Origin of the sequence: Escherichia sp. MOD1-EC6021, from assembly GCF_002965245.1 — a bacterium.
GTDB lineage: Bacteria > Pseudomonadota > Gammaproteobacteria > Enterobacterales > Enterobacteriaceae > Escherichia > Escherichia coli_F.
In genome coordinates this window covers 129,080-149,743 of sequence record NZ_PTRU01000009.1, presented here as the reverse complement: position 1 = coordinate 149,743, position 20,664 = coordinate 129,080, and the positions used below count along the sequence as shown (strand labels likewise).

The following is a 20,664-nucleotide window of genomic DNA, read 5'->3' as shown; positions in this document are numbered from 1 at the left end:
TGACTTAAACCTTTTCTGTGGCGCGACGGCGCACTGGGAATGCGGGTAATACCGCGTTTTGTAGCACACGTCCGGCGTCAGAGGAAAAGGTTAATTTATCTCCCACCACCTGGGTTTCGACAATTTGCCCGTTATCCATCACCATCACCCGCTGACAGAAGCGCTCCACCAGACGTAAGTCGTGGGTGATAAACAGGCAGGCGGTGCCAAACTGCTGTTGCAGCTTTTTCAGCAGGCGAATGACGCCCGCCTGTAACACGAGATCAAGGTTGGAAACGGCTTCATCCAGAATCAGCAGTTTCGGTTCGACCGCCAGCGCACGTGCCAGGCAGACGCGCTGGAGCTGACCGCCGCTTAACTGCGGTGGGCGTTTGTCGAGCACGCTATCGTCAAGATCGACCGCCTTCAGCATTTCGCTGGCGCGCGCCAGTTGTTCCGATTTTTTCAGCGCCAGCAGGTGGCGCATCGGTTCACGCAGGATCTCGCGCACGGTTTTGCGCGGATTCACGGCGCTGATGGAGTCCTGAAACACCATTTGAATATCACGGCGGAACGCTTTACGTTGCGCGCGATTGAGCTTCGCCAACGGTTCGCCGCGCCAGCTAATATTTCCCTGTGAGGGCGACTCTAACCCGACCAGCAGCCGCGCGAGGGTACTTTTTCCGCAGCCGCTGCGTCCCAGCAGGGCGACGGTTTCACCGCTTTTCAGGGTCAGCGAAACGTTATTGAGCACTGCCTGATGCTGGTGCTTACCGCTGAATCCACCGTGTGCGTACTGGTGTGAAAGGTCGGAGACGTTAAGTAAAGTCATGATGCCAGCTCCATACCATAAAGCGCGAGGTGAGCAGAAACCAGGCTGCGCGTTACCGCATGTTTGGGGGCGTTAAACAGCGTTTCGACATCGCCCTGCTCAACAATCTTACCGTGAGACATCACCGCCACATCGTCTGCCAGACGCGCTACCACGCCCATATCATGGGTAACCAGCAGCATTCCCGGCGCTTGTTTTTGCATAATGCTTTCCAGCAGATCCAGAATGCGTGCTTGCGCTACTACATCAAGATCGGTGGTCGGTTCATCGGCGATGATAAACGGTGATTCACATAGCACTGCCATCGCAATCATCATGCGCTGCAACATGCCGCCGCTCATCTCGAACGGGTACAGCTTCAGCACGCGTGCGGCGTTTTCCAGCCCTACCGCTTCTATAGCGGCAATAAGCGTGGCGTCATCGGCGGGTTTCCCCAGTGCCTGGCAAGTTTCCCGCGCGTGCGTGTGCATGGTGTGCAGCGGATTAAAGGCACTGCGCGGGTTCTGCATGATAGTGGCAATTTTGATACCGCGCAGGGCGCAGGGAGAAACCGGTTTGCCATCGGCCAAAATTTCCCCCGCCGTCTGGCGAACGCCAGCGGGCAGAATGCCCAGCGTCGCGGCACAGGTCAGCGACTTCCCGCTGCCACTACCGCCGACTAACGCCAGCACGCGTCCGCGTTGCAGGGTTAACGATACGCCGTGTACCAGCGGTTGCGCGGCCTGTAGCGCGATATTACGTAATTCAATCTGTTGCGGCATTAGTGTGCGTGCTCCGTCACCAGATGAGGGTCCAGATGATCGCGCAGTGCGTCACCCACCAGGTTAAAGGCCATCACGCTGATAAACAGCGCCAGTCCCGGCCAGAACATTTGCAGCGGCTGGGTCCAGATATACTGACGTGCATCGTTAATCATCACGCCCCATTCGGCGGTCGGGGCGGTCACGCCGAGACCGAGGAAGGACATCCCCGCGACGTGTAGCATCATATGGCCGATATCCAGCGTCGCCAGCACCAGCAGTGAAGGGATCACCGCGCCCGCCAGATGATCGATAAACACCCGCACATGGCCTGCGCCAGAAAGCCGTGATGCCAGCACAAACTCGCGCTGGCGCAGTGAAATCACCAGACTGCGCACCATGCGCGCGTACCACGCCCAGTGCGACAGGGCGATGGCGATAATCACATTGGTCAACCCGGTGCCGAGCACGCCGACCATAAAGAACGACAGAATCGACGTCGGGAAGGTCATAAACATATCCGCCACGCGCATGGTGGCCTGATCAACGCGCCCGCCAATCAGCCCGGCGCTGCCGCCAATAATCAGCCCTAACGCCAGCACCAACAGCAGGCAGGCCATTACCGAGCCAAGCGACACACGGGTCGCCGCCATCAGCCGTGAGAAAATATCGCGTCCTAAGTGATCGGTGCCCAGCCAGTGCTGTGCATCCGGAGAAAGCAGACGCGACGGCAAATCAATGACCTGGGGATCGTATGGCAGCCACCACTGGCTGGTGAGCGCAATCAGTGCCAGCAGGGCGATAATGATGAGCGCCAGGCGTACCGACCAGCGAGAAGAGAGGAAAAAGTTCACGCGTGCGCTCCTTCATGACGACGAATGCGCGGGTCCAGCGCGGCGTTGAGCAAATCGACAATCAAATTACAGACCACAAAAACCACCACCATCATCAGCGTAAAGCATTGGATCACCGGATAGTCACGGTTAAAAATCGCCGACACCGCATAGCGCCCGACGCCCGGCCAGGCAAAGATGTTTTCGATAATCATCGTCCCGCCAATCAGTTCGCCAATGTGCATCCCCACGGCGGTGATCATCGGCAGCGAGGCATTGCGCAGGATATGGCGGCGTTCGGTCTGTTTGTCGTTCAGGCCGCGCAGTCGCGCCCAGGTCACATGACGCTGACCGGCGACGTCCAGCATGCTGGCGCGCAGCAGACGCGCGTTAATCGCCAGCGACATAAAGGCGATGGAAACCGCAGGCAAAATGATGTGCTGCCAGCCGCCGTAACCCATCGCGGGCAGCCATTGCAGATACACTGAAAATGCCATCACCAGTAAAAACGCCAACCAGAAGTTGGGCATTGAAACGCCAAGAAACGCGATAAAACGCACGGCGAAATCCGGCAGGCGGTCGCGATGGCGCGCCGCCCAGATGCCGAGCGGCACGGAAGTGAGCAGAATTAATACCAGCGCCGCGCCCGCCAGTTCCAGCGTGGCGGGCAGGAAGGTCAGCATATCGTCCAGCACCGGGCGTTGGCTGGCGAATGAGATACCAAAGTCAAGATGCAGCGCTTTCCACAACCAGGTTCCGTACTGCACGTACAACGGCTGATCCAGCCCCAGCATGGTGCGGGTAGAAGCCAGCATTTCCGGCGTCGGCGGTAGGTTAGACAGACGCAGATAATCGAGCGCCGGGTCGCCGGTGCCGAGGCGCAGCATCAGAAAAATGATCACCGAGGCGGCGAGCACCATCGGGATCAGCAGCAGAAAGCGGCGTAATACATAACGCAACATTAAGGTTTCACCGGTTTAATCTGTTCGAACGGGATTTCGGTGGCGATCGGCGCGTAGGGGATGTTACCCAGTTCCGGTTTTGAAACCACCATCATTGAGATATAGCTGATGGGCAGATAAACCGCCTCGTCATGCAGACGGGTCAGAATGTCGCGATACAGTGCCTGACGTTGGGTTTCGTCGTGTGTCGCCAGCACTTCGCCAATCTCTTTATCAATCAGTGGCTTGTCGGCTAAACCTTGCTGTGCCTGGAAGTCAGCGTGCGACGGTACGCGCATTGAACTCAGGAAGGCGTGTGGATCGTATGGCGCGCCCCAGGTACGGTGGAAAATCATGCCAAAACGACCGTCGCGCTGACGAGCATAGATACTGCTCTCTTCTTCGCCGATCAGCGTGACATCCGCGCCAATCTGGCGCATATCAGCCTGAATGATTTCGGCCATTGATTTGCTTAACGCATCGGTGCCGATGAACGACAGTTCAATGCGCAGCGGCTGACCATTTTTCTCGCGGATGTCTTTGCCTGCGGGCAGCGTCCAGCCTGCTTGTTCCAGCAACGCTTTCGCTTTCTGCGGATCGTACTGGCGCGGTTTCAGGCCGAGATTGGCATAGGGCACGGAAGGGGCAAACAGGGTGTCGGCGACCTGCTGGGTGCCATACAACGCGTTATCGATCAGCGATTTTTTGTTTACCGCGTAATTGAGCGCTTCACGTACGGCCAGCTCGTTGGTGGGGGCTTTGGCAGTATTGAGCGCCAGCATCACGGTTTCGATCGGCTGTGACAGTTGGGTGTGGTAAGCCGGGTTCTGGCTAAAGCGGGCGAAGGTATCGAGCGGTAATAGCCCTTCATTACCGTATAGTAGATCGATATCGCCGGTTTCAAACGCTACTGCGCGGGTAGTCGGGTCTGGGATGACGTTAAAAGTGATCTTCTTAATCGCCGGCTTTTCGCCCCAGTAGTTTTCGTTACGGACGAAGACATCGTACTGATTCAGTTTCGATTCCTGCAAAACCCACGGCCCGGTGCCAATCGGCGCTTTAATCCCATTCATGGTTTCATGGTTTTTAAACTGCGAAGGGGCGATAAAGCGGAAAGGACGGGGCAGGGCCAGTTCTTGCAGGAAAGGGTAGTAGGCGCTTTTCAGGGTGATTTGCAGCTCGGTTTTACTGAGAGCTTTGACATCAACAATCTGGTTTGCCAGCTCCAGCCAGGCGTGACGTTGACGGTTGTCGAGCACAGCGCGGAAGTTTTCTGCCGCGGCCTCTGCATCAAACGGTTCACCGTTAGAGAATTTCACATCATCACGCAGGGTGAAGGTCCAGGTTTTGCCATCTTCTGAATGGGTCCAGCTTTTTGCCAGCCACGGGATCACCGAACCGTCTGCCTGATATTTCACCAGTGGTTCATAAACCATGCTCTGGGCGAACATCTGGTTGGGTGTGTAAAGGTGCGGGTTTAGTGGCCCGACATTCACCGGCCAGGCGGTGGTGATTTCATCTGGTGCAGCGGCATGGACGATAAAAGACGCACAAGCCAGCAGCGCAAATAGAGTGCGGCGTAGTGTGGAGAGCATTGTAACCCCAATGGATTAAAATAGATGGCGGAAATAAGTATGACGATTTTAAGTATTCGTCATACTGATAACCTGTTCTGGATCAATAGATGGGCAGTCGGATGGGCTGATCAGTTAACTGAATCGATCCATTGCACACTGTCGGCGGTGAGCGTAAAGGGAGTAGGGGTGCAGATCGCCAGACTTAAATTTTCAAGCTGACAATGGCTGACTGACAGCGAGGACTGATAGGTGCTGTCTACGCTGACGATTTGCCAGGCGCTGCCGCCACGTTGTTTAACGATGGCTTCTTTGCGTGTCCAGATGCGCCAGAACATTTCCAGTTGCTGATCTGGATGCACGGCGTCCATCTCGGCATGTTCTCCGAGGCTGAACACCGCGTTCGCCAGCCAGCGCCAGTTGGCACGCGGGCGAATCACTTCGATATCGCAGCCGACTTCGCCCTCATCGCTCAACAGTAGGGCAATATCGTCACCGCTATGGCTTAAGTTGAACCATAGCGGCGTTTCCGATGCGAATGCGGGTTTGCCTTGTTCGCCGTAGATGATCTCAGGTAGCGGGGAAAGCGTGTGTGAAAGCAATGCACGCCCCGCCAGCCAGCGTTCGCGCCGTGGACCTTGCGGTGCTTTATCGCGTAAAGCCGGTGGCAGTGGAGCTGCGCTTAAGGTCGAAACTTTCCCCAGAACTATCCGATACATATCAGGGCCAACGTTTAATGGAAAATGAAAGTGCGTATCGTATCACTTGTCGCCTCATCCCGGTAACCGACTTTTCGGTCTGCCCGGCCCCAGTAAGATCGCCAGTTTGCTGCCGCCTTTGGTGGTTTCCATCCAGATTTTACACACGCTAGTTAATGGCACCGAAAGCAACATACCTACCGGGCCGAGCAGCCATCCCCAAATCAATAATGAAAGAAATACCACCATGGTGGACATCCCCAGGCGATGGCCCATCATTCGCGGTTCTAAAATATTGCCGATGACCATATGGACAACTAAAAACAATGCGCCGACCAGAATACATTCGTAAACGCCATTAAACAGCAGCACCTGAATCATTGGCGGTACGGCGGAAATTACCGCGCCGATATTGGGCACGTAGTTGAGCAAAAACGCCAGTACTGCCCACATCAGCGCAAACTGTACGCCCATAAGTTCCAGCCCCAGCCAGACGATAATGCCTGTCCATAAACTTAGCAGTGTCTTCAATGCAAGATAGTGCGAAACACCTTTTAAGGCGCGGTGTAGTCCGGCGATGTGAATCTGTGGATTATTCAACGCAAAACGCATTTTGTAAGGGACGTGGCGCACTTCAAACAGCATGAAAACTACGGTCATCACCAGCAAAAGCACGCTCGCCATTGCCCCGGAAAGCCCGGTCATTAGCGCCGTGGTGAAGGTAACCACTTTTTCCGAGTCCATCCGCTGCAGCATTCGCTCCGGCGACATATGCAAATTAAGAAAAGGCAACATCTCCTGCAATTTAAAAAGTTTGCGCGTCAGCTCCTTATTAAACTTCGGCAGCATAGAGATGAATTCGTTAAACGAAGCTGCCAGTACACCGACCAGCGCGGTTAGTGCGATCAGCATCACCACCACCACAATCGTAATTGCAACGGGGCGTTGTACTCCGCGACGAATAAACCAGGTGACGAGCGGGTTGAGGACGATGGCAAAAAACAGCGCCAGTAACAGTTGCACAATGATATCTGCCGCTGCGTGAATTCCCGCGAGGATCACTACCAGCGAGGCCAGCTTGAGCAGAATGTGCATGCCCGTTTTATCGGGTTGAGGGGTTTCCATTGGGGCTTCCTTGTGACTTTTTGTATTAAGTGTAGCGGGAGTCACGCCAGCAATATTCTGATTCTTCCTGCTGATTTTCACGTCAGCACGTGGTAAAAATGAAACACTGTTGTAAAAATGTGGTGATCCTCATGCCCGAACCCGTAGCCGAACCCGCGCTAAACGGATTGCGCCTAAATTTGCGCATTGTCTCCATTGTCATGTTTAACTTCGCCAGCTACCTCACCATCGGGTTGCCGCTCGCTGTATTACCGGGCTATGTCCATGATGTGATGGGCTTTAGCGCTTTCTGGGCAGGATTGGTTATCAGCCTGCAATATTTCGCCACCTTGCTGAGCCGCCCTCATGCCGGACGTTACGCCGATTTGCTGGGACCCAAAAAGATTGTCGTCTTCGGTTTATGCGGCTGCTTTTTGAGCGGTTTGGGGTATCTGACGGCAGGGTTAACCGCCAGTCTGCCCGTCATCAGCCTGTTATTACTGTGCCTGGGGCGCGTGATCCTTGGGATTGGGCAAAGTTTTGCCGGAACGGGATCGACCCTATGGGGCGTTGGCGTGGTTGGTTCGCTGCATATCGGGCGGGTGATTTCGTGGAACGGCATTGTCACTTACGGGGCGATGGCAATGGGCGCGCCGTTAGGTGTGGTGTTTTATCACTGGGGCGGCTTGCAGGCGTTAGCGTTAATCATTATGGGTGTGGCGCTGGTGGCCATTTTGTTAGCGATCCCGCGTCCGACGGTAAAAGCCAGCAAAGGCAAACCGCTGCCGTTTCGCGCGGTGCTTGGGCGTGTCTGGTTATACGGCATGGCGCTGGCGTTGGCTTCTGCCGGATTTGGCGTTATCGCCACCTTTATCACATTGTTTTATGACGCTAAAGGCTGGGACGGTGCGGCTTTTGCGCTGACGCTGTTTAGCTGTGCGTTTGTCGGTACGCGTTTGTTATTTCCTAACGGCATTAACCGTATCGGCGGCTTAAATGTGGCGATGCTCTGCTTTAGCGTTGAGATTATTGGCCTGCTGTTGGTCGGCGTGGCGACCATGCCGTGGATGGCGAAAATTGGCGTCTTACTGGCAGGGGCGGGGTTTTCGCTGGTGTTCCCGGCGCTTGGTGTGGTGGCGGTCAAAGCAGTGCCGCAGCAGAATCAGGGGGCGGCGCTGGCAACTTACACCGTATTTATGGATTTATCGCTTGGCGTGACCGGACCACTGGCTGGGCTGGTGATGAGTTGGGCGGGCGTCCCGGTGATTTATCTGGCGGCGGCGGGACTGGTCGCAATCGCGTTATTACTGACGTGGCGATTAAAAAAACGGCCTCCGGTGGAAGTACCTGAGGCCATCTCATCATCTTAAAACTTACTGAATAACCAGCGTATTAATGATGTTTTCTGCGGTGGTCTGTGCTTTTTGCTGATCGTCAGCTGGCAGCGTAATTTGCATGGTCAGCAGTTGATTACCCACGTTACCCAGAATAACGGAAGAGTACGCCGTCTGGCCTTTCGCGGAGATAATGCTGTCTAACTGCTGCATTTTGTGACCTTTCAGCTCAATGGCTTTATTGGTTACCACTTGCAGCTGCGGATCGCGGCTACGTTGCTGATCTTCCAGGCGCTTCGCCAGCACCGCCAGATCTTCTTTCGGATCATCGCCCATGATGACGATGACTGCTTTTTGCCCGGTGGCGTCGGACCAGACATGCATGTTATTAGCCTGCGTTCCCAGCTTACCGCTCTGGTCGGTCATATCCGCTGGCAGCGAGAAACTTAACTTGCCATCAAGCAGGTTGACGGGATTCCCGGTAGCGTTACTTTCCGCGACCGAACCCTGCGCCGTAGCGTTAGTGTCTTTATCATCACAGGCCGCAAGCCCCATAACCAGCAGGCCAATTCCGACATATTTAACCAGATTGCGCATTGACTTCTTCCTTTCGATAAACGGCCATAACGGCTCATTCATCCATCTTATCACAACTCTGATAACGAACCTTTAACTCGCCTGCAAAGCGTTGATTTCGGATTTATCTGCCAGTCTTTTCAACAGCATATTGAGTAATACGCCATACATTGGCAGGAAGAAAACGATACTGATTAACACTTTGAAACAGTAATCGACCAGCGCGATTTCCATCCAGTGTTCAGCCATAAAGGCATCTGGGCTGCGCCAGAAGGCAATGAAGAAGAAGGCCAGCGTGTCGCTGACGTTCCCAAACAGGGTGGAAGCCGTCGGTGCCAGCCACCAGCGACGACTCTGACGCAGGCGGTTAAAAACGTGCACGTCGAGGATTTGCCCCAGCGCGTAGGCCATGAAACTGGCGGTGGCGATACGGGCGACAAACAGGTTGAAGTGGGCGAGCGCGCCGAACCCCTGCCATGAACCCATATAGAACAGCGACGAGATGACGTAGGAGATCAGCAATGCGGGGATCATCACCGCAAAGATGATGCGACGAGCCAGCGGCGCGCCAAAAATACGCACAGTCAGGTCGGTAGCAAGGAAAATAAACGGAAAGCTAAACGCGCCCCAGGTGGTATGGAAACCAAAAATGGATACGGGAAGCTGAACCAGATAGTTACTGGAGGTGATCACCAACAGATGAAATAACGATAACCAGAACAACGCCTTATAGCGTTGAGTTTGCGAGAAAACGTTCATATTGTACCTTTTTGATTAACCATTGGGGTGAGGGAACCCAATACGTACGACACGTCTGTTACCTTAACATAATAACGTGCTGACCCTTTTTTCGAGCCGCCGCATGATACTGCTTTACGTTGACAATGCAATGGTTAATTTTCACGCAATCGTTAACCTGGTTTGCTTACGGACTCACAGGGCGTAAACTAGCGCCGTTTTTTTATGTGATGAGAAGAAAATGACCGATCTCTTTTCCAGCCCTGACCACACACTCGACGCACTTGGCCTGCGCTGCCCGGAACCAGTAATGATGGTGCGCAAAACTGTGCGCAATATGCAGCCAGGTGAAACGTTGCTGATTATTGCTGACGATCCGGCGACGACACGCGATATTCCTGGGTTTTGTACCTTTATGGAACACGAACTGGTTGCGAAAGAGACCGATGGACTGCCTTATCGTTATTTGATTCGCAAATCGGGGTAAGGTGGATCAGGCTAGCGGACCGATCGCGCTCAATTTTGCGGCTTGAAACCGGTTTGTAGGACGGATAAGGCGTTCAAGCTGCATCTGGCGATACGGTGCACAATGCCTGATGCGACGCTGTCGCGTCTTATCATGCCTACGAGTTCTATGCTCTGTGTAGGACGGATAAGGCGTTCACGCCGCATCCGGCGGTTGTGTGTGGATGCCTGATGCGACGCTGTCGCGTCTTATCATGCCTACGAGTTCAATGCCCTGTGTAGGCCAGATAAGGCGTTTACGCCGCATCCGGCACGCAAACGTAATGGAATGCACAAATGGATTATTTAATTCCAGTTTGTCTGGCATTGCTGGGATTGCTCGCGATCTTCACCCCCAATTGGCTGATCCCTGTTTTTATCGTCGTGGGGGGATGGCTGGGGGTACTTGCCTGGGGTTGGCTCTGGCTAATGATTTTTTTACCTTTACTTAACGGTGTCGGGCTTGCTTATGCCCTGTGGTTGATGTTCAAAAGGCCATCCATAGCATCCCGCCTGGTTGCTGCATGCTGTGTTATCTCCGTCATTCTGATGTTAGCGCTTTATTATGCTTTCCTGACTATGCCGCCGTTCCCGCCTCAGCACTAAGCCTGATAGCCAGAGGCTATCAGGCAACACTTTTACTTCCTGCGCAACAATCTTAACGCATTCGCTGTTACCAGCACCGTCGCACCCGTATCTGCCAGCACCGCCAGCCATAGTCCGGTCATCCCTAACAGCGTTGTGACGAGGAAGATCCCTTTCAGCCCCAGCGCAATGGTGATGTTCTGGCGGATGTTGGCGTGAGTGGCGCGTGCCAGTTCAATCATCTGCGCCAGGCCGCGCAGGTGGTTATGGGTTAATGCTGCGTCGGCGGTTTCCAGCGCCACATCTGTGCCACTGCCCATTGCAATTCCTATGGCGGCAGCTTTCATGGCGGGCGCGTCGTTAATACCGTCACCGACCATCGCCAGAGGCGCATGTTGATTCAGCTCGGTCACCGCTTTGACTTTATCTTCTGGTAATAGGCCCGCTTTAAATTCCAGCCCCAGTTCACCGGCGATTGCCGCCGCTGCGCGTGGATTATCGCCAGTGAGGATCACCCCTTTGACACCCAGGGCGCTCAGTTCGCTGATGGCAGTTGCGGCGTCGGCGCGCAGGGTATCCTGCAATGCAATTACGCCAAGCACGTCATCGTTACGCACCACCAGTACTACCGTTTGCCCGGCGCTTTCCAGTTCGTTAATTAAACCAGCAAATGCAACAGCCGGATGTTTTCCGGCAGCGCATATCAACACGCGCTCGCCGTTAATCAGTGCTTCAATACCAGACCCGACCAGCGCCCGCTGTGATTCGGCGGCGGGAATGGCGAGTTCAGCAACCTGTGCTTCGCGTACGATGGCTTGCGCCAATGGATGCGTCGCGCCTTGCTCGACCGCCGCTGCCAGTGTCAGCAGTTCAGATTCACTAATACCCGTTGCCGGATGAATCGCGGTAACGCGCGGTTTACCGACGGTCAGCGTACCGGTTTTATCAAACGCCACCTGGGTAACACGACCTAGTTGTTCCAGCGCCGCACCGCCTTTAATCAACGCCCCACGACGCGCTGCGGCTGCCAGCCCGGAGGTGATCGCCGCAGGTGTTGAGATCACCAGCGCACACGGGCAGCCAATCAGCAGCAGCGTCAGCCCTTTATAAATCCACTCCTGCCAGCTTGCGGCAAACAGCAGCGGCGGCACCAGCGTCACCAGCAGGGCGACGGCCATAATCGCTGGCGTGTAAATACGGCTGAAACGGTCGATAAACCGCTCAATCGGTGCGCGGCGCTCTTCAGCTTCTTCGATCAGTTTCAGAATCCGGTCAATGGCGCTGGCACCCGGTTCTGACAGCACTTCCAGCGTTACCAGACGGTCTACGCTGGTGGCGCCTGCAGGAACTTTATCACCCGTCGCGCGTTCCACCGGAATGGATTCGCCGGTCAGGGCGCTTTCATCAAAACTGGCAAAGGGCGAGAGCAGTTTACCGTCGGCAGGTAAACGCCCACCTGCCGCAACTTCGATAACATCGCCCGGACGCAGGCTGTTAATTGCTACCTCTTCACGCTTGCCATTACGCAGGCGCGTGGCGGTTTCCGGTTTCAGCGCCATTAACGCGCTGACCCCTTGACGCGCGCGGCTGGCGGCCCAGCCTTCCAGTCGTTCACCAATCAAAAACAGCAGCAACACCATCGCAGCTTCAGCCGTTGCGCCAATAAACAGCGCACCAATAGCGGCTACGCTCATTAAGGTTTCAATAGCGAAGTAGCTGCCGGATTTGATCAGCCGTAATGCCTGACGAGCAATCGGGTACAGCCCAACCAGCGTGGTCGCGATAAACGCCAGTTGACCGAACGGATGATTAAACTGCTCCAGACCCCAGCTGATTGCCATCAACACGATTAGCGTAATCAGCGGCAGATTCTCTTTCAGGCGTGATTCTTGTTGTTCGTCGGCGGACTGTTCATCGCGCAGGGAATAGCCCGCTTTTTGCACCGCAGATTCAACTTGTGCACGGATGTCATTGTCGGCATCAACCACCAGTTTTTCGGTGGCGAACAGCACCTGCACCTGATTCACGCCTGCAAGCTGGCGCACGGCATTTTCTACCTTGCGCGCGCAGGCGGCGCAGTCCATGCCGCTGACTTTCCAGCTATAGCGGGTGCCGGAGACGTTTTCAGAGAGCGTTGGCGTGCTGGAACATGCGCCGTCGCAGCAACAGTCGTTGACGTTCTGTACCGTGGTTAGCGGTTTGAACGCAGAAAATTGAGGGGCTTTCTTGCCGTGATTGTCAGGAGTCGACATGGCATCCTCCGGTTAAGTTTTTTCTCATTAACCGAAGGATACACTCTGGAGTCGACTCCAGAGTCAAGTTTTATCAGAGATACAGCGAGCGGACGATGAGGAAATGTCCGGCAAAATAACAAGCGGCGGCAATCGCGTTATCCGCACGGAAGCGTCGGCGATAGTGGCTACCCAGCCAGACAAAGTTACTGATAAACAGCAACGAAGCGCCGACAAATGCAGAAAGTGCCGGAGCGGTTGGACGGAAGAACCACAGTTCACCTGCCAGCCATACCATCACCAGCGTCATGCCGATAAACGTGCAGATAGGCCAACGATACTCTTCCAGACGCGTCCAGATAATCGCCAGTAACAGCGCGCCCAGAACCAGCAATACCAGTGGCAGAGGCCAGAAGAAAGAGAGCGTCATCTGACTGGCGAAATAGATGGTGTAAAGCAGGTGCGAGAGGAAAAACGCGCCGATGGCGTACATCAGACGTTGACGTGGCAACAGGGTTAGCGCATCGCCCAGCAGTGAGGCGCACAGCCCCGCCAGCACCAGATAGCTAATGGCGTCGAACATCGGCGCTTGCCAGGCCAGCAACAGCAGGAGAAGAAGGGTTAATGGTTTAAATACCCAGCGTTGCCAGGTTGGCCCACGATACGATGCATCCACAGATAGCCATGCGGAAAGACAGACAGCGATAAACGACCAAAGCATCTTAGTTCCTTGAATTCGTTATTTTTTCGTAAGCGGAATGCCTACGGTCTTGCTTCCAGTTTAGTGGCGAGGGTGGACGGATGACAACACCATAACTGGCAGGGTATGCTTATTTCCGCATTTTCCGATGAGGGATTAAGATGAGCAAACCACCTCTTTTCTTTATTGTTATCATTGGCTTAATCATCGTCGCCGCATCGTTTCGTTTTATGCAACAACGACGGGAAAAAGCTGATAATGATATAGCGCCACTCCAGCAAAAGTTGGTGGTGGTGAGCAATAAGCGGGAAAAACCGATTAACGATCGCCGTTCGCGCCAGCAGGAAGTGACACCGGCTGGTACCAGCATGCGCTATGAGGCGAGCTTCAAACCGCAAAGCGGAGGAATGGAACAGACCTTTCGCCTCGACGCCCAGCAGTACCATGCCCTGACAGTGGGCGATAAAGGTACGCTGAGCTATAAAGGAACGCGCTTTGTCAGCTTTGTTGGCGAACAATAAGGTTATTTTTTAACGTTAAATTTCTTCTGCCAGACCAGCAGTTCAAACACGCCGAAAAGGAAAATCCGCACCTTTTCGGCGGTGGTCATCTGCGGGCCATCTTTCGGTAAAGTGGATTTCAACAGCGCCAGCTGCATACCATGCATCAGCACGGTAAAAATCAGCGCCACGTTAACGAAAATATTCAGCGGACGCGGGAAGGGATGCACCAGGTTGAGGATTAAAAATCCCCAAACGCAGAGCATTAACAAACGTCCAATATTAATCAACATCACTTTCTCCTTGTGCTTCGCGTTGATACAGGCGGTAAGCCACCTGACCTGCCACTTTTTCCCGATGTAATGACCAGTTCGCCGGAACGGTGGGGAGCCCGTTTTCGACTTCGCTTTCGACATAAATCAGGGCTTCGTCAGCCAGCCAGCCGTTATCTTCCAGTAAATTTATCGTCTCTTCTAACAAGCCACGGCGGAACGGTGGATCGACAAAAACGATATTATGCGGTGTGCCTTTTTGCGCCAGGAATGACATCGCGTTGCTGTTCACCACGCGTGCATTACCTGCTTTTAGTGTCGCCAGATTCTTAATTAACTGTTGAGAAACCGCGCGATCCATCTCAATCAACGTGGCCCCCGCAGCGTAGCGCGATAACGCTTCCAGCCCCAGCGCGCCGCTCCCGGCGAAGCAATCCAGACATTGGGCGTCAACAATGACCGGAGCCAGCCAGTTAAACAACGTTTCGCGTACGCGGTCGGTGGTGGGGCGCAGGCCTGGGCTATCAGGAACCGGGAGTTTACGGCCTCGCCACTGCCCGCCAATAATGCGGATTTGGCCGCTGCCGGAATGATTCGGTTTTTTCATGATAAATTGCTCAATCCGCCAGATAACACATACTTGCAGGCGGTGATGTGAATTAAGTTAAGTGATAGACTATTTCATCATTTTTTTAGCTGCTATGTACATAGCGTTAACGCTGTGCCATGAAGCAACAGCGAGGAGTGTAGTCGCAAATGGCGAAAGAAAAAAAACGTGGCTTTTTTTCCTGGCTGGGCTTTGGTCAAAAAGAGCAGACCCCGGAAAAAGAGACAGAAGTCCAGAACGAACAACCGGTTGTAGAAGAAATCGTTCCGGCGCAAGAGCCTGCGAAGGCTTCTGAACAAGCCGTTGAAGAGCAGCCGCAGGCGCATACTGAAGCCGAGGCGGAAACTTTTGCTGCCGACGTTGTGGAAGTTACTGAACAGGTTGCTGAAAGTGAAAAAGCGCAGCCTGAAGCTGTTGCTGAACCGGAAGTTATTACTGAGCCGGAAACGATAGTTGAAGAAACGCCAGCGTCAGTCATTGAACCTGAAGTTACGCCAGAGCCTGTGGCTATCGAGCGTGAAGAGCTGCCGTTGCCGGAAGACGTCAAAGCCGAAGAGGTTTCGCCAGAAGAGTGGCAGGCCGAAGCGGAAACCGTAGAGATTGTCGAAGCGGCGGAAGAAGAAGCGGCTAAAGACGAAATCACCGACGAAGAGCTGGAAGCACAGGCGCTGGCTGCCGAAGCGGCAGAAGAGGCGGTGATGGTGGTTCCTCCGGCAGAAGAAGAGCAGCCGGTGGAAGAAATCGCTCAGGAGCAGGAAAAACCGACCAAAGAAGGTTTCTTCGCGCGCCTGAAACGCAGCCTGTTAAAAACCAAAGAAAACCTCGGTTCCGGATTTATCAGCCTGTTCCGCGGTAAAAAAATCGACGATGATCTGTTTGAAGAATTGGAAGAGCAATTGCTCATCGCCGATGTGGGCGTGGAAACCACGCGTAAAATTATCACCAATCTGACAGAAGGTGCGACCCGCAAGCAGCTTCGTGATGCCGAGGCGCTCTATGGCCTTCTGAAAGAAGAGATGGGCGAGATTCTGGCGAAAGTCGATGAACCGCTGAACGTTGAAGGTAAAACGCCGTTCGTGATCCTGATGGTGGGCGTCAACGGTGTGGGTAAAACCACGACGATTGGTAAGCTGGCGCGTCAGTTTGAGCAGCAGGGTAAATCAGTGATGCTGGCGGCGGGCGATACTTTCCGTGCAGCAGCGGTTGAACAGCTTCAGGTCTGGGGTCAGCGTAATAATATTCCGGTGATTGCCCAGCATACCGGTGCGGATTCTGCTTCTGTTATCTTCGACGCCATTCAGGCCGCTAAAGCGCGTAACATCGACGTTCTGATTGCCGATACCGCCGGACGCCTGCAGAACAAATCGCACTTGATGGAAGAGTTGAAGAAAATCGTCCGCGTGATGAAGAAACTCGACGTTGAAGCTCCGCATGAAGTTATGCTGACTATCGACGCCAGTACCGGGCAGAATGCAGTAAGCCAGGCCAAACTGTTCCACGAAGCCGTTGGCTTAACCGGCATCACGCTAACGAAACTGGACGGCACGGCGAAAGGCGGGGTAATTTTCTCGGTGGCTGACCAGTTTGGTATCCCTATCCGCTACATTGGTGTCGGCGAACGTATTGAGGATTTGCGTCCGTTTAAAGCGGACGACTTTATAGAGGCACTTTTTGCCCGAGAGGATTAACAATGATTCGCTTTGAACATGTCAGCAAGGCTTATCTCGGTGGGAGACAGGCGCTGCAGGGCGTTACGTTCCATATGCAGCCGGGTGAGATGGCGTTTCTGACCGGTCATTCCGGCGCAGGGAAAAGTACCCTCCTGAAGCTGATCTGTGGGATTGAGCGGCCCAGCGCCGGGAAAATCTGGTTTAGCGGCCATGACATCACGCGTCTGAAAAACCGTGAAGTTCCGTTTCTGCGCCGCCAGATTGGCATGATTTTCCAGGATCACCATCTACTGATGGACCGTACTGTCTACGATAACGTGGCGATACCCCTGATTATCGCCGGTGCCAGCGGTGACGATATTCGTCGTCGTGTATCGGCGGCGCTGGATAAAGTCGGGCTACTGGACAAAGCGAAGAACTTCCCTATTCAGCTTTCCGGCGGTGAACAACAGCGTGTTGGCATTGCCCGCGCGGTGGTGAACAAGCCCGCGGTACTGCTGGCGGATGAACCGACCGGTAACCTTGACGACGCGTTGTCAGAAGGAATTCTACGTCTGTTTGAAGAATTTAACCGCGTTGGGGTAACCGTATTGATGGCAACGCACGACATCAACCTGATTTCGCGGCGTTCCTATCGCATGCTCACCCTGAGCGATGGTCACTTGCATGGAGGCGTGGGCCATGAATAAGCGCGATGCAATCAATCATATCCGGCAGTTTGGCGGGCGTCTGGATCGCTTCCGTAAATCGGTCGGCGGCTCTGGCGACGGCGGTCGTAACGCGCCAAAACGGGCGAAATCCTCGCCAAAACCGGTAAATCGCAAAACCAACGTTTTCAACGAACAGGTGCGCTATGCCTTCCACGGCGCATTGCAGGATCTGAAAAGTAAACCGTTCGCCACGTTTTTAACGGTGATGGTTATCGCCATCTCCCTGACGCTGCCCAGCGTCTGTTATATGGTGTACAAAAACGTTAACCAGGCGGCGACGCAGTATTATCCGTCACCGCAAATCACTGTTTATCTGCAAAAAACGCTGGATGATGACGCCGCTGCGGGTGTGGTGGCACAGTTGCAGGCCGAGCAAGGCGTAGAGAAAGTAAACTATCTTTCTCGTGAAGACGCACTGGGCGAGTTCCGTAACTGGTCTGGTTTTGGTGGTGCGCTGGATATGCTGGAGGAAAACCCGCTTCCGGCAGTGGCGGTGGTAATCCCGAAACTCGATTTTCAGGGGACCGAGTCACTGAATACCTTGCGCGATCGTATCACCCAGATCAACGGCATTGACGAAGTGCGAATGGATGACAGCTGGTTTGCCCGTCTGGCGGCGTTGACCGGGCTGGTCGGGCGCGTTTCGGCAATGATCGGCGTATTGATGGTGGCGGCAGTGTTCCTCGTCATCGGTAACAGTGTGCGTCTGAGCATCTTTGCTCGCCGTGACTCCATTAACGTACAGAAACTGATTGGTGCGACAGATGGTTTCATCCTGCGCCCGTTCCTGTACGGTGGCGCATTGCTGGGATTTTCTGGCGCATTGTTGTCATTAATTTTGTCAGAGATTCTGGTACTGCGTTTGTCTTCGGCGGTTGCGGAAGTGGCACAGGTTTTCGGAACGAGGTTTGATATCAATGGCTTATCTTTCGATGAATGTCTGCTTTTGCTGCTGGTGTGTTCGATGATTGGCTGGGTGGCAGCCTGGCTTGCCACGGTACAACATTTACGCCACTTTACGCCTGAATAATAAAAGCGTGTTATACTCTTTCCCTGCAATGGGTTCCGTAGCAGGGAAAGAGACCCCGTTGTCTCTTCCCGGTATTTCATCTCTATGTCACATTTTGTGCGTAATTTATTCACAGCGTTGCATTGAACTTGTGGATAAAATCACGGTCTGATAAAACAGTGAATGATAACCTCGTTGCTCTTAAGCTCTGGCACAGTTGTTGCTACCACTGAAGCGCCAGAAGATATCGATTGAGAGGATTTGAATGACTGACAAAATGCAAAGTTTAGCTTTAGCCCCAGTTGGCAACCTGGATTCCTACATCCGGGCAGCTAACGCGTGGCCGATGTTGTCGGCTGACGAGGAGCGGGCGCTGGCTGAAAAGCTGCATTACCATGGCGATCTGGAAGCAGCAAAAACGCTGATCCTGTCTCACCTGCGGTTTGTTGTTCATATTGCTCGTAATTATGCGGGCTATGGCCTGCCACAGGCGGATTTGATTCAGGAAGGTAACATCGGCCTGATGAAAGCAGTGCGCCGTTTTAACCCGGAAGTGGGTGTGCGCCTGGTCTCCTTCGCCGTTCACTGGATCAAAGCAGAGATCCACGAATACGTTCTGCGCAACTGGCGTATCGTCAAAGTTGCGACCACCAAAGCGCAGCGCAAACTGTTCTTCAACCTGCGTAAAACCAAGCAGCGTCTGGGCTGGTTTAATCAGGATGAAGTCGAAATGGTGGCCCGTGAACTGGGCGTAACCAGCAAAGACGTACGTGAGATGGAATCGCGTATGGCGGCACAGGACATGACCTTTGACCTGTCTTCCGATGACGATTCCGACAGCCAGCCGATGGCTCCGGTGCTTTATCTGCAGGATAAATCGTCCAACTTTGCCGACGGCATTGAAGATGATAACTGGGAAGAGCAGGCGGCAAACCGTCTGACCGACGCGATGCAGGGCCTGGATGAGCGTAGCCAGGACATTATCCGCGCACGCTGGTTGGACGAAGACAACAAGTCCACGTTGCAGGAACTGGCTGACCGTTACGGTGTTTCCGCTGAGCGTGTGCGCCAGCTGGAAAAGAACGCGATGAAAAAACTTCGCGCTGCTATTGAAGCGTAATTTCCACTATTAATCAGAGAACCCTGGATGAGAGTCCGGGGTTTTTGTTTTTTGGACCTCTGCAATAATCAATTACCCCCTCCGACAAAACGCCAATCCCCACGCAGATTGTTAATAAACTGTCAAAATAGCTATTCCAATATCATAAAAATCGGGTATGTTTTAGCAGAGTATGCTGCTAAAGCACGGGTAGTCATGCATAAAACGAAATAAAGTGCTGAACAACAACATCACAACACACGTAATAACCAGATGAATGGGGATTCTCAGGATGAATATAAAGGGTAAAGCGTTACTGGCAGGATGTATCGCGCTGGCATTCAGCAATATGGCTCTGGCAGAAGATATTAAAGTCGCGGTTGTGGGCGCAATGTCCGGTCCGGTGGCCCAGTACGGCGACCAGGAGTTTACTGGCGCAGAGCAGGCAGTTGCGGATATTAACGCTAAAGGCGGTATCAAAGGCAACAAACTGCAAATCGTAAAATATGACGATGCCTGTGACCCGAAACAGGCGGTCGCGGTGGCGAACAAAGTCGTTAACGACGGCATTAAATATGTCATTGGCCACCTCTGTTCTTCATCAACGCAGCCAGCGTCTGACATCTACGAAGACGAAGGCATTTTAATGATCACCCCAGCAGCAACCGCACCAGAGCTGACCGCCCGTGGCTATCAGCTGATCCTGCGCACCACCGGCCTGGATTCCGACCAGGGGCCGACGGCGGCGAAATATATTCTTGAGAAAGTGAAACCGCAGCGTATTGCTATCGTTCACGACAAACAGCAGTACGGCGAAGGTCTGGCGCGTGCGGTGCAGGACGGCCTGAAGAAAGGCAATGCTAACGTGGTGTTCTTTGACGGCATCACCGCCGGGGAAAAAGATTTCTCAACGCTGGTGGCGCGTTTGAAGAAAGAGAATATCGACTTCGTTTACTACGGTGGTTACCACCCGGAAATGGGGCAGATCCTGCGTCAGGCACGCGCGGCAGGGCTGAAAACTCAGTTTATGGGGCCGGAAGGCGTGGCTAACGTCTCGCTGTCTAACATTGCGGGCGAGTCAGCTGAAGGGTTGCTGGTAACCAAGCCGAAGAACTACGATCAGGTTCCGGCGAACAAACCAATTGTTGACGCGATCAAAGCGAAAAAACAGGACCCAAGCGGCGCGTTCGTCTGGACCACCTACGCCGCGCTGCAATCTTTGCAGGCGGGCCTGAATCAGTCTGACGATCCGGCTGAAATCGCCAAATACCTGAAAGCGAACTCCGTGGATACCGTGATGGGGCCGCTGACCTGGGATGAGAAAGGTGATCTGAAAGGCTTTGAGTTCGGCGTATTTGACTGGCACGCCAACGGCACGGCGACCGATGCGAAGTAATCATTAATCGGCAACTTTGGGTTGCCGCCAAA

Annotated in this window: 22 protein-coding genes; 9 read left to right on the top strand and 13 right to left on the bottom strand. The window is 53.9% G+C overall.

Annotated elements, in window-relative coordinates:
- Window positions 1-4 precede the first annotated feature (4 nt).
- The 7 genes from nikE to BEB54_RS12820 form a co-directional block, all read right to left on the bottom strand.
- Window positions 5-811 (bottom strand): nickel import ATP-binding protein NikE, encoded by an 807-nt coding sequence (gene nikE / locus BEB54_RS12850; RefSeq protein WP_032303969.1) that lies wholly within the window; start codon window positions 809-811, stop codon window positions 5-7.
- Window positions 808-1,572, bottom strand: coding sequence for a nickel import ATP-binding protein NikD (gene nikD / locus BEB54_RS12845; protein WP_103253587.1), 765 nt, complete (start codon window positions 1,570-1,572; stop codon window positions 808-810). The genes nikE and nikD overlap by 4 nt, the downstream gene beginning before the upstream one ends.
- Complete coding sequence (gene nikC, locus BEB54_RS12840; RefSeq protein WP_001008971.1) at window positions 1,572-2,405, bottom strand: nickel ABC transporter permease subunit NikC; 834 nt, start codon at window positions 2,403-2,405, stop codon at window positions 1,572-1,574. The genes nikD and nikC overlap by 1 nt, the downstream gene beginning before the upstream one ends.
- The gene (nikB, locus tag BEB54_RS12835) at window positions 2,402-3,346 is read right to left on the bottom strand and encodes a nickel ABC transporter permease subunit NikB (protein ID WP_000947080.1); all 945 of its coding nucleotides are present in this window, start codon (window positions 3,344-3,346) and stop codon (window positions 2,402-2,404) included. Before nikB ends, nikC begins: the two co-directional genes overlap by 4 nt.
- Window positions 3,346-4,920 carry a nickel ABC transporter substrate-binding protein gene (gene nikA / locus BEB54_RS12830; RefSeq protein ID WP_105277432.1) on the bottom strand — a complete coding sequence of 525 codons (1,575 nt, stop codon included), beginning with the start codon at window positions 4,918-4,920 and terminating at the stop codon, window positions 3,346-3,348. Before nikA ends, nikB begins: the two co-directional genes overlap by 1 nt.
- A gap of 110 nt (window positions 4,921-5,030) precedes the next feature.
- On the bottom strand, window positions 5,031-5,618 hold the full coding sequence (gene acpT / locus BEB54_RS12825) for a 4'-phosphopantetheinyl transferase AcpT (RefSeq protein ID WP_032185350.1): 588 nt from the start codon (window positions 5,616-5,618) through the stop codon (window positions 5,031-5,033).
- 54 nt (window positions 5,619-5,672) lie between these two features.
- Complete coding sequence (locus BEB54_RS12820; RefSeq protein ID WP_001353619.1) at window positions 5,673-6,722, bottom strand: AI-2E family transporter; 1,050 nt, start codon at window positions 6,720-6,722, stop codon at window positions 5,673-5,675.
- A gap of 98 nt (window positions 6,723-6,820) precedes the next feature.
- On the opposite strand from BEB54_RS12820, the gene BEB54_RS12815 reads away from it, so the two are divergent.
- A complete protein-coding gene (locus BEB54_RS12815; RefSeq protein WP_123057336.1) occupies window positions 6,821-8,071 on the top strand; it encodes an MFS transporter in 1,251 nt (416 codons plus the stop codon).
- 3 nt (window positions 8,072-8,074) lie between these two features.
- Here BEB54_RS12815 and dcrB read toward each other — a convergent pair whose 3' ends face one another.
- Both dcrB and BEB54_RS12805 read right to left on the bottom strand, forming a co-directional pair.
- Window positions 8,075-8,632, bottom strand: coding sequence for a phage sensitivity protein DcrB (gene dcrB / locus BEB54_RS12810; RefSeq protein ID WP_001245295.1), 558 nt, complete (start codon window positions 8,630-8,632; stop codon window positions 8,075-8,077).
- A 72-nt stretch (window positions 8,633-8,704) separates the two neighbouring features.
- Entirely contained in the window at window positions 8,705-9,370 is a 666-nt protein-coding gene (locus BEB54_RS12805) for a 7-cyano-7-deazaguanine/7-aminomethyl-7-deazaguanine transporter (RefSeq protein WP_001100467.1), read from the bottom strand.
- Window positions 9,371-9,590: 220 nt separating this feature from the next.
- Between BEB54_RS12805 and tusA the strand changes: the two genes are divergently transcribed.
- Together tusA and BEB54_RS12795 are read left to right on the top strand one after the other, a co-directional pair.
- Window positions 9,591-9,836, top strand: a complete 246-nt coding sequence (gene tusA / locus BEB54_RS12800) for a sulfurtransferase TusA (RefSeq protein WP_000130623.1) — start codon at window positions 9,591-9,593, stop codon at window positions 9,834-9,836.
- Window positions 9,837-10,150: 314 nt separating this feature from the next.
- Window positions 10,151-10,459, top strand: coding sequence for a hypothetical protein (locus BEB54_RS12795; protein ID WP_000385055.1), 309 nt, complete (start codon window positions 10,151-10,153; stop codon window positions 10,457-10,459).
- Between the two features lie 32 nt (window positions 10,460-10,491).
- On the opposite strand, the gene zntA is transcribed toward BEB54_RS12795, so the two are convergent.
- Window positions 10,492-12,690, bottom strand: coding sequence for a Zn(II)/Cd(II)/Pb(II) translocating P-type ATPase ZntA (zntA, locus tag BEB54_RS12790; RefSeq protein WP_105282206.1), 2,199 nt, complete (start codon window positions 12,688-12,690; stop codon window positions 10,492-10,494).
- A gap of 73 nt (window positions 12,691-12,763) precedes the next feature.
- On the bottom strand, window positions 12,764-13,390 hold the full coding sequence (locus BEB54_RS12785) for a lysoplasmalogenase (RefSeq protein ID WP_000964718.1): 627 nt from the start codon (window positions 13,388-13,390) through the stop codon (window positions 12,764-12,766).
- Window positions 13,391-13,530: 140 nt separating this feature from the next.
- Here BEB54_RS12785 and BEB54_RS12780 point away from each other — a divergent pair, with 140 nt between their 5' ends.
- Complete coding sequence (locus tag BEB54_RS12780; RefSeq protein ID WP_000042869.1) at window positions 13,531-13,890, top strand: DUF2500 domain-containing protein; 360 nt, start codon at window positions 13,531-13,533, stop codon at window positions 13,888-13,890.
- 2 nt (window positions 13,891-13,892) lie between these two features.
- Here the strand turns inward: BEB54_RS12780 and BEB54_RS12775 are convergent, their stop codons facing one another.
- Both BEB54_RS12775 and rsmD read right to left on the bottom strand, forming a co-directional pair.
- Entirely contained in the window at window positions 13,893-14,162 is a 270-nt protein-coding gene (locus tag BEB54_RS12775; protein ID WP_001353621.1) for a DUF1145 family protein, read from the bottom strand.
- Complete coding sequence (gene rsmD, locus BEB54_RS12770; protein WP_000743195.1) at window positions 14,152-14,748, bottom strand: 16S rRNA (guanine(966)-N(2))-methyltransferase; 597 nt, start codon at window positions 14,746-14,748, stop codon at window positions 14,152-14,154. Before rsmD ends, BEB54_RS12775 begins: the two co-directional genes overlap by 11 nt.
- Window positions 14,749-14,897: 149 nt before the next feature.
- Here rsmD and ftsY point away from each other — a divergent pair, with 149 nt between their 5' ends.
- The 5 genes from ftsY (at window position 14,898) to livJ (ending at window position 20,632) form a co-directional block, all read left to right on the top strand.
- Window positions 14,898-16,436, top strand: a complete 1,539-nt coding sequence (ftsY, locus tag BEB54_RS12765) for a signal recognition particle-docking protein FtsY (protein WP_001040621.1) — start codon at window positions 14,898-14,900, stop codon at window positions 16,434-16,436.
- A gap of 2 nt (window positions 16,437-16,438) precedes the next feature.
- A complete protein-coding gene (gene ftsE / locus BEB54_RS12760; RefSeq protein WP_000617723.1) occupies window positions 16,439-17,107 on the top strand; it encodes a cell division ATP-binding protein FtsE in 669 nt (222 codons plus the stop codon).
- On the top strand, window positions 17,100-18,158 hold the full coding sequence (ftsX, locus tag BEB54_RS12755) for a permease-like cell division protein FtsX (protein ID WP_001042007.1): 1,059 nt from the start codon (window positions 17,100-17,102) through the stop codon (window positions 18,156-18,158). The genes ftsE and ftsX overlap by 8 nt, the downstream gene beginning before the upstream one ends.
- A 244-nt stretch (window positions 18,159-18,402) precedes the next feature.
- Window positions 18,403-19,257: an RNA polymerase sigma factor RpoH gene (gene rpoH, locus BEB54_RS12750; protein WP_000130217.1), complete on the top strand. Its 855-nt coding sequence runs from the start codon at window positions 18,403-18,405 to the stop codon at window positions 19,255-19,257.
- A gap of 271 nt (window positions 19,258-19,528) precedes the next feature.
- Window positions 19,529-20,632 (top strand): branched chain amino acid ABC transporter substrate-binding protein LivJ, encoded by a 1,104-nt coding sequence (livJ, locus tag BEB54_RS12740; protein ID WP_001021996.1) that lies wholly within the window; start codon window positions 19,529-19,531, stop codon window positions 20,630-20,632.
- The last annotated feature ends 32 nt before the right edge of the window (window positions 20,633-20,664 follow it).

Coding starts and splice junctions, on each gene's coding strand:
- BEB54_RS12775 (WP_001353621.1), bottom strand. CDS start 14,162: ATGTTGATTAATATTGGACGTTTGTTAATGCTCTGCGTTTGGGGATTT.
- ftsY (WP_001040621.1), top strand. CDS start 14,898: ATGGCGAAAGAAAAAAAACGTGGCTTTTTTTCCTGGCTGGGCTTTGGT.
- acpT (WP_032185350.1), bottom strand. CDS start 5,618: ATGTATCGGATAGTTCTGGGGAAAGTTTCGACCTTAAGCGCAGCTCCA.
- livJ (WP_001021996.1), top strand. CDS start 19,529: ATGAATATAAAGGGTAAAGCGTTACTGGCAGGATGTATCGCGCTGGCA.
- ftsX (WP_001042007.1), top strand. CDS start 17,100: ATGAATAAGCGCGATGCAATCAATCATATCCGGCAGTTTGGCGGGCGT.
- rsmD (WP_000743195.1), bottom strand. CDS start 14,748: ATGAAAAAACCGAATCATTCCGGCAGCGGCCAAATCCGCATTATTGGC.
- nikA (WP_105277432.1), bottom strand. CDS start 4,920: ATGCTCTCCACACTACGCCGCACTCTATTTGCGCTGCTGGCTTGTGCG.
- dcrB (WP_001245295.1), bottom strand. CDS start 8,632: ATGCGCAATCTGGTTAAATATGTCGGAATTGGCCTGCTGGTTATGGGG.
- BEB54_RS12780 (WP_000042869.1), top strand. CDS start 13,531: ATGAGCAAACCACCTCTTTTCTTTATTGTTATCATTGGCTTAATCATC.
- BEB54_RS12805 (WP_001100467.1), bottom strand. CDS start 9,370: ATGAACGTTTTCTCGCAAACTCAACGCTATAAGGCGTTGTTCTGGTTA.
- tusA (WP_000130623.1), top strand. CDS start 9,591: ATGACCGATCTCTTTTCCAGCCCTGACCACACACTCGACGCACTTGGC.
- zntA (WP_105282206.1), bottom strand. CDS start 12,690: ATGTCGACTCCTGACAATCACGGCAAGAAAGCCCCTCAATTTTCTGCG.
- BEB54_RS12795 (WP_000385055.1), top strand. CDS start 10,151: ATGGATTATTTAATTCCAGTTTGTCTGGCATTGCTGGGATTGCTCGCG.
- ftsE (WP_000617723.1), top strand. CDS start 16,439: ATGATTCGCTTTGAACATGTCAGCAAGGCTTATCTCGGTGGGAGACAG.
- BEB54_RS12820 (WP_001353619.1), bottom strand. CDS start 6,722: ATGGAAACCCCTCAACCCGATAAAACGGGCATGCACATTCTGCTCAAG.
- nikE (WP_032303969.1), bottom strand. CDS start 811: ATGACTTTACTTAACGTCTCCGACCTTTCACACCAGTACGCACACGGT.
- nikB (WP_000947080.1), bottom strand. CDS start 3,346: ATGTTGCGTTATGTATTACGCCGCTTTCTGCTGCTGATCCCGATGGTG.
- nikD (WP_103253587.1), bottom strand. CDS start 1,572: ATGCCGCAACAGATTGAATTACGTAATATCGCGCTACAGGCCGCGCAA.
- BEB54_RS12785 (WP_000964718.1), bottom strand. CDS start 13,390: ATGCTTTGGTCGTTTATCGCTGTCTGTCTTTCCGCATGGCTATCTGTG.
- rpoH (WP_000130217.1), top strand. CDS start 18,403: ATGACTGACAAAATGCAAAGTTTAGCTTTAGCCCCAGTTGGCAACCTG.
- BEB54_RS12815 (WP_123057336.1), top strand. CDS start 6,821: ATGAAACACTGTTGTAAAAATGTGGTGATCCTCATGCCCGAACCCGTA.